Annotated in this window: 11 protein-coding genes and 1 pseudogene; 6 read left to right on the top strand and 6 right to left on the bottom strand. The window is 38.8% G+C overall.

The features are described from left to right. Nucleotides 1-6: 6 nt before the first annotated feature. Together RMB03_RS05745 and RMB03_RS05740 are read right to left on the bottom strand one after the other, a co-directional pair. Entirely contained in the window at nt 7-1404 is a 1398-nt protein-coding gene (locus RMB03_RS05745; RefSeq protein WP_311074577.1) for a SidA/IucD/PvdA family monooxygenase, read from the bottom strand. Further along, nucleotides 1397-3187, bottom strand: coding sequence for an IucA/IucC family protein (locus RMB03_RS05740; RefSeq protein WP_311074575.1), 1791 nt, complete (start codon nt 3185-3187; stop codon nt 1397-1399). The genes RMB03_RS05745 and RMB03_RS05740 overlap by 8 nt, the downstream gene beginning before the upstream one ends. A 324-nt stretch (nt 3188-3511) precedes the next feature. Here RMB03_RS05740 and RMB03_RS05735 point away from each other — a divergent pair. The 6 genes and pseudogenes from RMB03_RS05735 to accC form a co-directional block, all read left to right on the top strand. Further along, nucleotides 3512-4057: pseudogene (locus RMB03_RS05735) on the top strand (HpcH/HpaI aldolase family protein); the annotation flags it as partial. Between the two features lie 153 nt (nt 4058-4210). Beyond that, a complete protein-coding gene (locus tag RMB03_RS05730; protein ID WP_311074574.1) occupies nt 4211-6451 on the top strand; it encodes a TonB-dependent receptor in 2241 nt (746 codons plus the stop codon). 262 nt (nt 6452-6713) lie between these two features. After that, nucleotides 6714-8039, top strand: a complete 1326-nt coding sequence (locus RMB03_RS05725) for a Y-family DNA polymerase (RefSeq protein ID WP_311074572.1) — start codon at nt 6714-6716, stop codon at nt 8037-8039. A gap of 235 nt (nt 8040-8274) precedes the next feature. Further along, entirely contained in the window at nt 8275-8730 is a 456-nt protein-coding gene (gene aroQ / locus RMB03_RS05720; protein WP_003652261.1) for a type II 3-dehydroquinate dehydratase, read from the top strand. Nucleotides 8731-8747: 17 nt separating this feature from the next. After that, the gene (locus RMB03_RS05715) at nt 8748-9167 is read left to right on the top strand and encodes a biotin/lipoyl-containing protein (RefSeq protein WP_003652263.1); all 420 of its coding nucleotides are present in this window, start codon (nt 8748-8750) and stop codon (nt 9165-9167) included. Between the two features lie 17 nt (nt 9168-9184). Then, nucleotides 9185-10555, top strand: a complete 1371-nt coding sequence (gene accC, locus RMB03_RS05710) for an acetyl-CoA carboxylase biotin carboxylase subunit (RefSeq protein ID WP_003652264.1) — start codon at nt 9185-9187, stop codon at nt 10553-10555. A 46-nt stretch (nt 10556-10601) separates the two neighbouring features. On the opposite strand, the gene RMB03_RS05705 is transcribed toward accC, so the two are convergent. The 4 genes from RMB03_RS05705 to RMB03_RS05690 form a co-directional block, all read right to left on the bottom strand. Next, nucleotides 10602-11105, bottom strand: a complete 504-nt coding sequence (locus RMB03_RS05705) for a hypothetical protein (protein WP_003652266.1) — start codon at nt 11103-11105, stop codon at nt 10602-10604. 155 nt (nt 11106-11260) lie between these two features. Further along, nucleotides 11261-12427, bottom strand: coding sequence for an MFS transporter (locus RMB03_RS05700; RefSeq protein ID WP_311074562.1), 1167 nt, complete (start codon nt 12425-12427; stop codon nt 11261-11263). 526 nt (nt 12428-12953) lie between these two features. Continuing rightward, entirely contained in the window at nt 12954-13982 is a 1029-nt protein-coding gene (locus RMB03_RS05695; protein ID WP_311074560.1) for a spore coat U domain-containing protein, read from the bottom strand. Continuing rightward, nucleotides 13973-15545 (bottom strand): fimbria/pilus outer membrane usher protein (locus RMB03_RS05690; protein ID WP_311074559.1); only part of this gene is annotated, 1573 nt, incomplete at its 5' end. The genes RMB03_RS05695 and RMB03_RS05690, both read right to left, overlap by 10 nt.

Here is a 15545-nt window from a genome sequence, read left to right as displayed (position 1 = left end):
CCTGTGTTATTTGCTCATGACTTTTAAATACTGATCATCGGTTTTCCCAGAGGGACGCGGCATGACTGTATTTGTTCGGGAATTATTTATCTGGAATTCAGTCGTCAAGGCCTGACTACCCAGCTGAAAATCCTGAAAGCCTTGTTTTCCGTCTACATCAAAATAGTTTTCTTTCAGAATCTGATTGGCAATCCTTGCAGAACGGAATGCACCCAATCCCAGATCTGGAGTACCAACGCCATGGTGTTGGAGACTGGTATTCTGTATATAGATCTCACCATCTCCTTGATACTGCAGTTGATGATGCTCACTAATTTTCCAGCGTTGCTGGGTATCTAATACAATCCCGTCATTTAGCTTATTCAAGAACGTCTGTGCAGGATATTGATAACCCGTTGCTGCAATCACGGTACTTGCCCGGATTTTCAACATCTGCTGTTGCTGAATCTGTAAAAATTCAAGTTGAATATTATTCGGACCATGTAATTGTGCATTCTCCAACTGATAGTTGCCAGCAATAGTCACACAGGTATCCGCTTGTCCAATACTACGGTGATAAAGGCGCTCATAGATTTCCTGAATAGTTCTGCTACTGATGCCCTTGTACAAGTGGGCTTGTGCAGTTGGCAGAGTATCCTTGAGAGCTTCTGGTAAATGGTAGAAATAACGCATGTAATCTGGACTGAAGCTTTCCAGACCCAATGGTGTATTTTCCATGGGTGAAAAACCTGCAGAGCGGGTCAACCAATACAAATGGAATTTGGGCTTGCCTGTTTCTGATGAAATCTGCTGATCAAATAAATCAATAAAAATTTCCGCTGCAGACTGACCAGAGCCAATCAGTACCACATTGCCAGAAAGATTATCGGTACACTGCTGTAGATAGCTGGAAGAATGCAGACAAGATGCAGTTTGCTCTGAAATTGTTTGTAAGGGTTTGGGTAATCGCGGCACCGTTCCCACCCCCAATACCAGTTTACGGCTCTGATGAATGGACAATCGCCCACACTGTTCAGCAATCACCTGAAAACCTCCAGAGATTGGAGCAACGTCCACCACTCGCTGACCAAAATGTAGATCATGCAACTGCTGTACGACCCACTGGCAATAATGGTTATATTCTTTGCGTGGAATATACAGATTCTCACGGAAGTAAAACTTATAGAGACGTTGCTGTGCCTTTAAATAGTTCAGAAAGCTATAAGGGCTTGTCGGCTCAACCAAACTAACCAAATCGGCCATAAAAGGGACTTGCAACATCGCACCTGGTAGCTGTAATCCTGCATGCCAGTCAAAATTTTCCCGTTTTTCAAAGAAACAATACTTCAATGAAGCATGCTGATTCACCAACGCAGCAAGACTTAGATTAAAAGGCCCCAGACCAACACCGATGAAATCAAGCATAGTCGGCCTCCTCAATAACCTGTCTAACATAGAGTGGATTTTTTAAATCAACATAGATTGATTGCTGAGAAATATCAGCTTGTAACTCATCCAGCTCATACAGACGTGTCATCATATTGCCTTTATAAGGGAAAGTTTCATGATGTAAAACAGTCTTTAATAAATTGCTTTCAGGATATTTCTGATAGGCCTGCAACAGATAAGATTGCAGCATTTCAATTAATTGTTGCTCCTGAACGGCGCCAGTCATACCTATGGCATTAATCAGACCGAATAAGGTATTACCAATAAAGTAATAACGGAAACGCTCATCCACCAGGGACAATGGGCACACTGCCTGACCATCGGTTGCCAATGTCGGATAATGTTTCAAAATTTCTGTGGCAAGCTCACGGATATAGTAAAATCCTTGATTATCCCTAAACCATACTGTTTTAGGCATACCCTGTTCCAGTTCAATCAAGGTATTCTGTTGATGTGCTTCAAAAGCCATTCCATATTCATGATACAACTCCATCAATGGCAGAATGGTCATTTCTAGGAAGCGATCAAACCATAGCAAGGCAACTTGTGACTGAGACTGGCCTGTTTGTTTTGAAATATCTGCAAAAATTTCACTGAAACGATTTTTTGCTAATACAGGATGATCTTGACACAATGAAGCAATACAAGTCACATCATCACTGACCTTAAATGGATTTTCACGCAAAATACAGATGGTTTCATCCAGTACTTGACCAGCAAATTTCAATGCAATCCAAGCAGGATCACTCAAAGCCTGAAGGTTCGGATTTCGCTGCCTGAATTCACTTAGACAATCATCATGCCACAGCTGATAACTCAACAAACCACGGTGGCATTCCTTGTACAAATTGACCCGAACTGAATTAGTCACAGCCACAGTCATAGATGCCTTGAACATCCAAGGTGATTGCTCACTGTACAGCGTACGTACTGAAGTTGTTGCTTTGACATCCCAGCCTAGCGCGCCAAAATCAATCAATTTCTCTTCATGTAGAAGCTGTTGATACCAGTCCTTATCCTTTAGATAACGTGCCTGCCATGGATGTAAAGGCAACAATGCATATTCAGGAAACTGGGCTATTTTAGCTCGGTGAAACGCATTGAAATATGGTTCTAAATCATGTTTGAACTGTGTAGGAATATCAATTTTATGTGCATTGTCCGAAGCAATATGTTCTGGGTGCACATATAGAAATTGCATTTTGAAGGTATTCTGTGTTTCAGGTGAAAAAATCTTCCAGTCATCCTGTACAAAACCCTGTCGGCTTTTTGGTGAAGGATGCATGCTGTGGCCAAGAACCAATGCCTGTTCACTCTGAATAAAATTTTGCTGTTTTGCTATAATCTGATCAAAATCTGGTTCACGATGACTGAGAAATTGCTGCAGTGCTCTGTGACTCTGAATCCAACACTCTAGCAATGAAGATGCATCAAGTTGCTGAGCTTTGGATTGTTCAATTAAATTTTCCAGTAGATTTGACGCAATATTTACAGGGCTAAGTGCCAGATATTGACCTTCCCGCTCGACCCACGGCAAGTCAGCAAAACGGTGTCGCCCCACCTGACTGAAATACTCAATCGGTGCATAAAGAACCCCATTGATTGCGTGTAAAGGGATACTCAGTAAAACTTTACCCTTACCTCTTTCTGCTAAATGAGGGGATTGTTCTGTTAAAGAGAGAAAGCGTCCATGACCTGTTTCTTGTAAATATGAGTTCACTAAATGCTGCAAGGCAATTTTATTTGTGATTGATCTCATCAGGATTACTCTGTGGAGGGATAAATACCTATGGAGAATATCCACACTTAATTTCAAATACAAATGATAATTATTATTATTTACATTCAATAATAAAAAATTACATTTCCTTAACAACTTTCATTTTTTTTCACACAGTAGAATCAAGTCAAATTAGTCAGACTACAAAATTCAACCTTAAATTTCCTAAAATACTGATCAATGTAAAACTGGATCAGATAAATTTATTTTGATGAAATGTGATACAAATTACAGTTATTTTATAATTTTTAACAAAATAAATAGAAACTTAGCCTCCTCAATGCTTTCTTCTCGTTCCTGACTAACACTAACTACCTAGTTTTACCTCTGCTCGATGCAGGAGTAACGGGCATTGTGTTTCCACGTATTGAAAATGCTCAGCAAGCACAAGAGGCTGTGAACTATTGCCACTATATGCCGCTTGGACAAAGAGGATTGAATTCGACAAGATTAAATCGATATGGCATTGATGATTTAGCAAGTTTTGTTCAACATGCTGCAAACGAGACAGTTGTCATTGCTATGATTGAAAGCTTAGAAGGACTAGAACAGCTAGATGAAATCTTAAAAGTTGAAGGCATTAATATTATTCTTGAAGGCGCTGCCGACCTTTCCCACTCAATGGGAATGCCATGGCAAACCAACCATCCGAAGGTCCAAGAAAAAGTTCAAGAGATGTATACAAAAACGAGAAATAGTCAAAAAAATTTCTGTGCTATCCCCCGAAAACCAGAAGATATCTCTACGTGGAAACAGCAATCTGTTCAGTTTTTTGTACTGGGCGATGACCGAAGTATTATTCGCCGTGCCCCTCAAAATCATCTAAATATCTTTAAAGACATCTCATAACTGTTTAAATCTTTTTAGGGGAATAAATGCCTTTTCCCCTAATTCATTGAATAAATTTCAAATATATTATTTTAAAGCAATTAATAATATTATTAATTACAATGATTCTCATTTATAATTCGGTCAATTTAAAATCACTCTCAGGGCGAGACAATGGCAAATAAGAAAAGTAATAAACTTTTTACGAGAAAGTCTGAAGTAAAAAATATTATTCCACTCCTTTCACTTGGTGGGGCCATCTTTCTCTCAAACTCAGCCTTTGCAGCCTCGTCTTCTGAGACAACCGATGCTGAAAAAAAGCCTGAAGCACTCCCTACAATTACAATTACCGCTTCACGCGCAGATGAACTCTCTACTTCTGCTAAGCAAGTCACTAAGCTAGATGAAAAACAAATTGAACTTTTAAGAAATGGTTCCTCTGGAAGTATTGCGACTGTATTAGCAAAAGCTGTACCGGGCCTGTCTGACTCAAGCCGTACTATTACAGATTACGGTCAAACTTTGCGTGGTCGTAATGCCCTCATCTTGGTCGATGGCGTTCCAATGAACCTTACACGGGACACATCAAGAGGACTTTCCTCAATTGACCCTGAAAGCATTGCAAATATTGAGGTAATCCGAGGCAGTAATGCAATTTATGGTGGTGGTGCTTCTGGCGGTATTATTTCAATTACCACGAAAGCTGCTGGTGGCGAACCTACAGCAAAAACGGTCGTTGGACTTCAAACCCCTTTAACAAATTTCCGTTCTAATGCTCTAAGTGGCGATATTCATCAATATTTCACAGGCAGCTTTAACGCTTTTGACTATGCACTCGACTTTGGCTATCAACGTATTGGTAGTCCGTACGATGCAAGTGGTGACCGTGTTGCACCGGAACCAAGTCAGGGCGACCTTTATGATGCCGATGCCTACAGCGTAGGCGGTAAGCTGGGTTACCATATTGATGACAACCAATATCTACAATTCGCTGCAAACTATTATAATGCAGAGCAAGACTCAGATTATGCATCTGACCCAAGTGTTAATAAAGCTCCAGCTGGAACTGTGCCAGCAAAAGCAATTAAAGGCTTAAAGCTTAAAGACCAGACTAAAAACGAAAACCAGATATACAATCTAACCTATAACCATAAAGACTTCTTTGGCAATAAGGTTGATGCGCAAATTTATTACCGTGACTTCTTTACACGTTTTTCACCATTTGATGCAAAAAACAATCCGAATCGAGGTGGACAGGTAGACCAAATTTATCAAGAGAATAACGTACTCGGTAGCCGCTTAACTGTAACGACACCACTTGAGTTTTTAGGTGATACATCATTGGTTTGGGGCGGTGACTTTAGCCGTGAAAAAAGTGAAATGCCTTTAGATATTTTTGATCGTGACATTTATGAGCAATCTGGTGGCCTAGAGTTTGTAAAAACTGGCAAGCTTACTTATTTACCTGAACTCACCACGCAAAGTGTTGGTGGTTTTATACAGTTAAAACACCGTTTTAATGACCAATGGTCAGCTGAAGCGGGTACGCGTTATGAAGACAGCTATGCCCAAATTGATAGCTTTATTCCATTATCACAACTAGGTAAGTCTGAGCCTTATGTATATCAAGGTGGAAAAGTGAAAGCTGATGCATGGTTGTACAATGCTAACGTGACTTTCTCACCGAATGACCAGCACGCGATTTATGCATCATTTAATCAGGGTTTTCAATTACCTGATGTTGGTGTGATTATTCGTAATGCGAATGAGAAAATAAAATCTGAATTATCATCTTCATTTTTTGAGCCAGTAAAAGTTGATAACTATGAGTTGGGCTGGAAAGGAAACTTCAACAACTTCTCTTCAAGCTTAGCAGTGTTCCACTCTACTTCTGACTTAGGCGGCGTGCAATCCTTTGGTAACGGATTAATTCTTACTAGAACCAAAGAAAAAGTTACTGGTGTGGAAGCAACTTTTGATTATCTTGATGATGCTAATGTTTGGGGAACTGGTGGTAGCGTTACGTGGATGAAAGGCCGTGAAACACCTGAAAACGGTGCTGAACAAGACATGACAGGTTTCCGTATTCCTCCATTAAAACTCACAGCTTACGTTTCTTATAGCCCAACTGAAACTTGGACAAACCGTCTACAAGCAACTTACTTCGGTTCAGAAGATTACCGCTTGAATGGTGTAAATAGTTTTGGTCGCTACGATGTAAAAACTTATACAACAGCCGATTTAATCAGTAGCTTTGCGCTTAACAAAAAAGACACTGTGACGATTGGTTTAGAGAACATGTTTAACCGCAAATACTACCCTCTCTATAGTCAATTATTAAGATCTGGTAATAATACCAGCCACTTAGTCGCAAATGGCGCAACGCTTAAAGTTTCTTATAGCCATAAATGGTAATTAAAATTAGATAGCATGTGTCACAAAAAAGGAGATCTAGTACGGTCTCTTTTTTTATTTAAAAATTATTTAAGCTTTCTATTTTTTCTTTGTCGACTTGAAACCGACTGTCGGGACTACCCTAGCTTTCTACCAGAAATTTTGTTAACTTGATTTTGTTACATATTCAAAATGTGATTTTCTCCCAACACTTTTCAACATCGTGTTTATGAAACTCAATTCATGCATGTGGCTTTACCAATATTTTTAAGGGGGAATCATAATGGAAATCTCACATCGAGAAATTTATGCGCTTGTAGACATTAATAATTGTTATGTCAGTTGTGAGCGACTATTCAACCCCAAACTTATTGGTTTGCCTGTTGTGGTACTTTCTAACAACGATGGATGCGTTGTATCACGCAGCGAAGAAGCAAAAGACTTGGGTATAAAGATGGGAATACCATGGTATCAAATTGAAGAAGCGGCTCTCCAAGCAGGCGTACACGTCTATTCAAGCAACTACACTTTATATGCCGAGATGTCTCGTCGCTTTTTTTCGGTTCTTGGGGAGTTTTTCTCATCCGATGATTTAGAGGCTTACTCTATTGATGAATGCTTTATCCACCTTACCCCTTATCTCCAATCTCTAGATATCCATTCTTATTGTGGCAAAGTCGTAGAAACGCTAGAGGAATGGTTAAGCTTACCTTGTTGTATTGGCATCGGATATTCAAAAACTCAGGCCAAGTTAGCCAACCACTATGCCAAAAAAATTAAAAGTTTTAATAGAATTTGTAATTTCACTACTTTAGATCCCCTACTTCTTGAAGACCTCATGCAACAAACTTCTGTTAAAGAAGTCTGGGGAATTGGCTACCAATTGGTCAAACAACTACGAAGCTATGAAATTTATTCATGCCTAGACTTAACTTTTGCCAATGAATACCATCTAGCCAAAGCTTTTTCTGTGGTTATGGCACGTACCATTCGTGAGCTAAAAGGCCAATCCTGCATTCAACTTGATGATCCTGCCATCTTAACAAAACGAATTTTAGCATCACGAAGTTTCGCTCAAGCTTTATCCAGCATTGAGATTATTAAACAAGCGCTTATCTTTCATCTCAATCGTGCTCATCGGCGTTTAATGAAACAAGAACAACTCTGTGCCTGCATTCAAGTCATGCTTTATGAAAAAACAGATAAACCACCTTATAAAAAAGCATCATCTCAAGCAATTGGCTTAACTTATGCAACAGATGATCTATGCATATTAACCAAAGCAGCAATGCAACAAATTGATGTTTTATATAAAGAAAATAAAAGATACATTAAGATTGGAGTTTTATTTTGTGGTTTGCACGCCCGTCAACATCACATTGATGATTTATGGCAACCTCTTGAGTTGATCCAGCAAAGACAACAACTAATGAAAACACTAAGTACTGTCCGTAATCGATTCGGTAGTCATTATTTACAAGTGGGCTATCATTCGCGTAGCCCATCTTGGCATATGAAACAATGCCACCGTTCAAAAAACTATCTAACCCGATGGAATGAGCTACTCGTAATTGAAGAGAACTCTACAGCCGTTACACAAAATACATGAACTGTTTTTGTCAATTCAGTTTAAAATAAGCTTCATTAAATTACTTGAAATTTTGTCATTTTTTAACATTGCTAAATCATCGCAAAATTTACAATATATAAGCCGAATTTGGCGTACCCTTTCTGCGACAATTAAAACAAATTATAAAAAAATTGTAGAAACATATGCCATAATAAGCAAACTTTGCAGACATCTTGCAAAGAATATTTGCAACTTTAGAGCTGGAGCAATCTGAATGAGTTCGACCATTTTGGTGATTCATGGACCGAATTTGAATTTGCTGGGAAAACGCGAACCAGAAGTATATGGTCATCTTACCTTAGGTGATATTAACCAACAACTTATTACCCAAGCTCAACGCGCATCAATTACATTAGATACTTTCCAGAGCAACTGGGAAGGTGCCATTGTTGACCGTATTCATCAGGCACAAACTGAAGGCGTAAAACTTATTATTATTAACCCTGCCGCCCTCACTCATACTTCTGTTGCTCTACGCGATGCTCTACTTGGCGTTGCCATTCCATTTATTGAAGTACATTTGTCGAATGTTCATGCACGAGAAGCATTCCGACACCATTCTTATTTATCTGATAAAGCAATTGGCGTGATTTGTGGTCTAGGTGCAAAAGGCTATAGTTTTGCACTCGATTACGCTATTGAAAAAATTCAACCATCTAACCCAAACTAGTTTAGGAATAGTCGCCCATGGATATCCGCAAAATTAAGAAACTCATCGATTTAATGATTGAGTCTGACTTGCAAGCGATTGAAGTTAAAGAAGGTGATCAATCAATCGCTTTAACTCGTCGTAGTCCAGTCGTTGCTGCGGCTGGTGTAGCACTTCCGGCAGCTCCTGTTGCAGAAGCACCAGTTGCAAAAACACCACGTGGAGCAGTTGAACCCTCTCCAATGGTTGGCGTGTTCTACGCTGCTCCAAGCCCAGGCGAAGCACCATTTGTTAAAGTAGGTCAAACTGTATCTGCTGGTGAAACTTTGGGTATTATTGAAGCAATGAAAATCATGAACCCAATTGAAGCAACTCAAAGTGGCGTGGTTGAAGAAATTTTAGTGAAAAATGGTGATGTTATCCAATTCGGTCAACCTTTATTCCGTTATCGCGCGTAATTACCTCGGGGACGTCTATGTTGCAAAAAGTTTTAATTGCAAACCGTGGTGAAATCGCTTTACGAATTACCCGGGCTTGTAAAACATTAGGAATCAAGACTGTTGGTATCTATTCAGATGCTGATAAGGATTTGATGCATTTACGTTTTGTTGATGAAGCAGTATGTATTGGTCCGGGCGCAAGTAGTGATAGCTATTTAAATATCCCGGCAATTATTACTGCTGCAGAAATTACTGGTGCTGATGCCATTCACCCTGGTTATGGTTTCCTTTCAGAAAATGCTGAGTTTGCTGAAATTGTAGAAAGTTCAGGCTTTACTTTTATTGGCCCTCGCCCAGAACATATTCGCCTCATGGGGAATAAAGTTTCTGCGATTGTTGCCATGAAAAAAGCAGGCGTACCTACTGTACCGGGTTGCGACCATGCTGTAACCATCCACAATGCCTTAGCAGAAGCTAAAGAAATCGGTTTCCCGCTTATTGTTAAAGCGGCATCTGGTGGCGGTGGACGTGGTATGCGTATTGTTGAGCGTGTAGATACACTACTTGAATCAGTTCAAGCAGCACAACGCGATGCAGAAATGTGGTTTGGTGACGATACTGTATACATGGAGCGTTTTTTACAAAAACCTCGCCATGTCGAAGTTCAAATTCTTGGTGACGGTAATGGTCATGCGATTCATTTATATGACCGCGACTGTTCATTACAACGTCGTCACCAAAAAGTGTTAGAAGAAGCGCCTGCACCAAACCTACCAGAACAAGCTCGAGCTGATATTTTAGAAGCGTGTGTTCATGCATGTCAGCTAATGCAATATCGTGGTGCTGGTACGTTTGAATTTTTATTTGAAGACGGTGAATTCTTCTTTATCGAAATGAACACTCGTGTTCAGGTAGAGCACCCTGTTACTGAAATGGTGACTGGTGTTGATATTATTGAACAACAGCTACGTATTGCAGGCGGCCTAGGGCTAGAACTTCAACAAGAAGATATCAAAGTTCAAGGACATGCAATCGAATGTCGTATCAATGCAGAAGATCCAACAACTTTCTTGCCTTCGCCAGGTAAAATTGAAAGTTTCTATGCGCCAGGCGGTGCGGGTATTCGTTTAGACTCTCATATCTATCCAGAATATAGCATCCCACCTTACTATGACTCTATGATTGCCAAACTGATTTCTCATGGTAAAGACCGTGAAACGTCAATTGCACGTATGCGTCAAGCGTTAGATGAAATGATCCTTACAGGAATTAAAACCAATATTCCTCTGCATAAAGATCTTATTTTGCAAGATAAGAGCTTCTGCTCTCAAGCAATGGACATCCATTACCTTGAAAAACACTTGCTAAAGCAATTGGAAGAAAAGAAGAAAGCTGAAACTGCATAATAAAAAAAGCCTCTTATAAATAAGAGGCTTTTTTATATCTATTACTCTATGGTAGTACTCTACGCAAAGTCGCAAAACACTGCTCACCCTTAGCGGTTGAACAGAAGTTAATAGTATGATCATTTTTCCACTGTACAAAATATTGAGAAACATCACCTGTTTGATCTTGTTTCTGCCCAGAACAATCCATTTTATTATTATCAAATTTAATTTGCATGACTAAAGCAGCTAACTGCTCTTTAGGATCATCTGACGGTTGATATTCATATAAGCCATATGACCATTCTTGACCACTTTTGATCACTACATCATTACTGCTACGGAAATTATAATATTCCACACATTTCTTATTATTTGGAATTTCCATTCCCCATAATCCCATAATTTCAGGACGCGTAACAATACGTATAGCATTAGGATTACTTGCTGTCCGAACGGGTTGTTCGGCTGGCTGCTGAGTCGCCGTTTCTGCCACAGCTAAACCAGAACAAGCCCACAATAATCCAATAATATAAATATTTTTCATAGATTTATTAATCATTAAACGCATGAACTTAAGTTAGCATATTTTTTGACAAATTCACTGGTTCATAACCATATAAAAACAATATTTTTCAACTGTAACGTGCTACAACAAGTCATCAAACAATTTTATATTTACTTGCTTTTTTCAATATAAATACCTTGTTTTTCATCATTTCGAGCTTATGCCGTTGAAGAGTCGATTTGTTTAGGAAGCCACATTACAAAGCATAAGCCTAAGAGTACAACCAAGCTGGCACACATAAAGATAATTTCACCGGAAAAAATTTTCCAAAAATGTCCAGCTAGAACACTACCCAAAGCTACACCTAAGCCCCACATGGTGCTGTAAAGAGCTTGTCCACGCCCTTGTTGTCCAGCCGAGAAATTTTGAAAAATAACTCGCATCGCAATTAAGTGAAATAGACCAAAACTAAAAGCATGCAAACACTGTGCAAAAAGTTGACCAACAAAATAATGTGAAAATAGTGCAACTAACATCCAGCGTATGCTCGTCACTAGTAAACACACAATCACTAAACTATGCCACGAAAAACGTTGAAAAATCTTTGGAGCAATTGAAAACATAAAAATTTCTGCACAAACACCCATAGCCCATAAAAATCCAATTTCAGTGGTACTGAAATTCAAAGATTTTAGAAAATTACTATAAAAACTATAAAAAGGTGCATGCGAAAAAAGTAAAATAAATTCAATTGTAAAAAATGCAGCTACTGTCGGGCGCTTAAGCACGGGAAGTAAAGGCTCTAACTGCTTTTGTGAGGTAGGCGCACCATCCGGTTCTCGAATTGTGAAAGACCAAATAAATGCCAATGAAGCAATAATTAATAATAAAATCGGAAGCATCGAAATAGGTACTATTTCTAGAAGTGCACCAATAACGAAAACACCTACAATGAATCCAACAGATCCCCACTTACGGATTTTGCCGTAAAGTTTAGCTTTTTGATCGCCCAACCAAAATAAAGTAACCCCTTCAAATTGAGCTAAAATAGCATTTTGAAAGAAGCTAAAAATAAGCATGAGTAAAGCAATGGATTGAAACGTATTGGGAACTATAAAAATAGCCAACCATATACATGATTCTATCCAAGTCGCCAGCCGCACTAATAGCATTCGCTTACCAGATTTGTCAGCAATCCATCCCCATACCAATGGTGCAAAGAAACGCGTTACAATAGCAATTGACGATAAAACACCAATTTCTTGATAATTAAACCCTTGATCTTGAAGATATAAATTCCAGTAAGGCATAAATGTGCCAACAATGGAATAATAGAAAAAGTAGAATCCGCCGAGTCTAGTTTGGATTGTAAGTGGTTGGAACAAGTGGTAAACCTTTGTATTTTCAATAGGTTAAAATTCGAGATAATTGTATATATCAAAACATCCCAACCCTACAATTCTAACACTTTGTTTTCCAATACAAATAACTAATTTATTAATAACCAACTTTGCCTCTGAAAGCTTTTTTTATTGATAAGAAAGATTAAATAAAGATAAGCAAACTGTAATTTAATTTGTACAATGTGTTAACTTGTGTAAAAATACATTTAATATTCATAAGGTATTTATTCATCAGATGTTTTTTCTTATTTTCTTAATTTGTCTTTTTCTGTTTTTACTTATACTAAAACAACATTACCGTTAACCGTCTTTTATCAACCATCTTTTCTGTAAAAGCTTTTCTACTTCCTTTAAATTAGAACAATTAAAAATCAAATTTATAGACATCACTCTTTAGAACTAAATTTTCAAATTAAGCTTAGCTTAAATATCGAATATCAAACTCACGGATATTCACATTACAAACCCAGCATCAGAAAGATACTCAACATTAAATTCAAAAATTTAATCAATAAGTTACAGTAACAACAACACTATCTGAGTAGTTACCAGGAGTCGTTGAAATAGTAGTACCTTGTGGGATTTTTCCGTACACATTGGTGCTTTGAGCACTCCCCGAGCCTGTTTTGGAAACACCTCCTGAACCTCCCACTGCGGTTACGCCGCCTGTAATATCCCATACCGTACTATAAGTCGAGTTCTGATATAACTGATAGGGAATATATTGACTACTACCATTTGTCATACGTCTAAAGCCACCACTAATACGGTTATTTCCATCACCTAAATAAATACTGTATGGCGTTCCATTGTTACAAGTGGTATTCACTGCACCTTGCGCAGTGTAATCACGACTAGTTGAACCAATATCATTAATATTGCCGAAATCTACAGTTGATGTTGAATCTAATTGGCATAAACTCGGTACAACATAATTAGCCGTTATAGTGGTATTACCTGAATCCCAACCGCCTCCGCTATTACCTTCACAGACACTACTAGAGCTTGCCTGCATGTCCCAAAAAAGTTGAACCGTACCAGTATATGTACCTTTAGGATATGCAATGAGCGAACCTGTGCGGGCTGGGACTTTTACATTTACAGAGTAATTAATAATATTATTTGAAGCGACTGTCCTCACTGGACCATACCAAACATTTGAGGTCTGATTTGTGGTAGAAGAACCTGCGCCACCTACAGTTGCAGTGACCGTATAAGGTAATGAAACGCTATTATTGGCGTTCGTGTTTCCCGTAAATACGGTTTTCATACACATATAAGCTGAAATTTCAGGAGTAGTACGCCCCCCAAGACAGCTAATCGTGCCAGAAAAGTTGATGTTTGCATCACTATTAATTGTGGCAGCCGTATAGGTATACGTACTATTAGTGGTTCCAGTTACCGTACAAGCAGCATGTGCAGAGCTAAAAAATGCATATAATATACAAAACAGAACAATCACTAAAATATACTTTATGGCCAATGAAAACTTTTTACTCTTCATCCAAAAACTATGACTCGCAGTAGTTATCGACATACATAAGGCCCCAATTTTTTAGCACTGTATTGCTTATTTTCATATGCAAAATTAACTTGGCATGAACCATGATCCAGAAGATCTACTTCAAGTTTGTTTTGTTTTAATAGATTTGGAATAAATACTTCACCGTCGTAGCCAACTACCCCATCTTGCTGTCCATTAATTCGAACGCTATAACCTGGCAATAACGCTGAGTTATTCGAATCAACAAGTTTTACTAACCCTGAAATAACCTGATGAGCACCAAAGTCTACTAAGGTTCCTTGGCGATAACCTACAAATGCTGCTTGGTTAGTTGAAGTAACATCCCATTCTAAAGGTAAATATGATGGGTCGAGATAGATATGATGAAGCTGATAAGGTCTTAAATTTGAGATTAAGAATCGACCAGTTCGATCAGTCGCTCCTAAATTGACTCCTCCATTTAAAATTTGGCTTTGTGGTCCAGCATTGGTCACAACTGCATAGCCGTCTCCAATTTCATTGGCCGCAAAAATCCGCCCTGCTGCCGCAACCAACGATCCTGTCGCTGAAACTGCAACCTGATCGTTATCTCCAATTCGATTATATCGACCTGTCAGATAAGCAGCACGGGCACGGTAAGATGCATAGATAGATGCATTGTTTTGATTGGCATCCTGATCACGCTCAACATAGCCTCCCCATCCAAATGCACCGATTTGTGGGTCACTAAATCCATTTATTTCTTGTCTATATGTTGTTTTACCACTTTCATTAGAAATACTTGTAATCGTATTAACTCTAGTAGATGGTGTATAACGCAGTGCAAAGTAAATGCCATAGTCTTTGTGATTTTCATAATCTTTATACGCTGAGGTATAAAATCCCCAGTTCTTGTTCAAACTTCCACTCAAATTGGCAGAGACTAATTTATAAGAGTTATCACTAAATTTAATCTGGTTATAGCCCAGATAAGCCCCATACCCCTCATAAAAATTATAGTTAATTCCTGCCCTAAAAATCTCATCTGCCAGTGCGCTGTAGCTTAGATAGTTTTTGAGTTCAGCATCGGTTTGATTATCTTTTAAATATCGAATTTGAGACACACGGGCAAGGTCAAAGTAGTTATCGAATACTTTGCGGTAACTGGTATTAAACGAAATATTCTTACTAATCCGTCCTTCTAAACCAACCAAGGCAGAATAACCGTTTTCATCTTTATATTGGCTCGCTGCGATGTCAGCATTAATTACCCCAAAACCAAACAGGTTCTTGGCAAAGCCTGTGCCCAGATTTGATAGTCCATCTGTTGAAGCCTCTGCACCCCCACTTAAAGTCAGTGAGTTACTATAACCATACCGAATCGCACCTGAAGCAAAGGTGGCATCATCATAATCGTTCGAATACAGCCCATAGTTATAGCGTGGAACTCCAACATCTACTGAAAATTCATTAATGCCTTTTGCCAGAATTTTAGATGAAAAATAATAAGCCTGTTTGGTAATGCTCTGCTGACCCGTTGCATCGGTGGTCACAAGCGTGACTTCATTTCCCGAAATAAACGGGAGCTGCTTAATGTCAAATGGACCTGAGGGAACA

This window comes from Acinetobacter sp. V91_7 (assembly GCF_031799075.1).
Taxonomy (GTDB): Bacteria; Pseudomonadota; Gammaproteobacteria; order Pseudomonadales; family Moraxellaceae; genus Acinetobacter; species Acinetobacter calcoaceticus.
The sequence above is the reverse complement of the archived record's forward strand: the minus strand, read 5'-3'. Positions and strand labels throughout refer to the sequence as shown.

Bases quoted from the DNA above. Each gene is read 5' to 3' on its own strand.
- RMB03_RS05695 (WP_311074560.1), bottom strand. From the start codon at position 13,982: ATGTCGATAACTACTGCGAGTCATAGTTTTTGGATGAAGAGTAAAAAG.
- RMB03_RS05745 (WP_311074577.1), bottom strand. From the start codon at position 1,404: ATGCTTGATTTCATCGGTGTTGGTCTGGGGCCTTTTAATCTAAGTCTT.
- RMB03_RS05705 (WP_003652266.1), bottom strand. From the start codon at position 11,105: ATGCGTTTAATGATTAATAAATCTATGAAAAATATTTATATTATTGGA.
- RMB03_RS05730 (WP_311074574.1), top strand. From the start codon at position 4,211: ATGGCAAATAAGAAAAGTAATAAACTTTTTACGAGAAAGTCTGAAGTA.
- aroQ (WP_003652261.1), top strand. From the start codon at position 8,275: ATGAGTTCGACCATTTTGGTGATTCATGGACCGAATTTGAATTTGCTG.
- RMB03_RS05740 (WP_311074575.1), bottom strand. From the start codon at position 3,187: ATGAGATCAATCACAAATAAAATTGCCTTGCAGCATTTAGTGAACTCA.
- RMB03_RS05715 (WP_003652263.1), top strand. From the start codon at position 8,748: ATGGATATCCGCAAAATTAAGAAACTCATCGATTTAATGATTGAGTCT.
- accC (WP_003652264.1), top strand. From the start codon at position 9,185: ATGTTGCAAAAAGTTTTAATTGCAAACCGTGGTGAAATCGCTTTACGA.
- RMB03_RS05725 (WP_311074572.1), top strand. From the start codon at position 6,714: ATGGAAATCTCACATCGAGAAATTTATGCGCTTGTAGACATTAATAAT.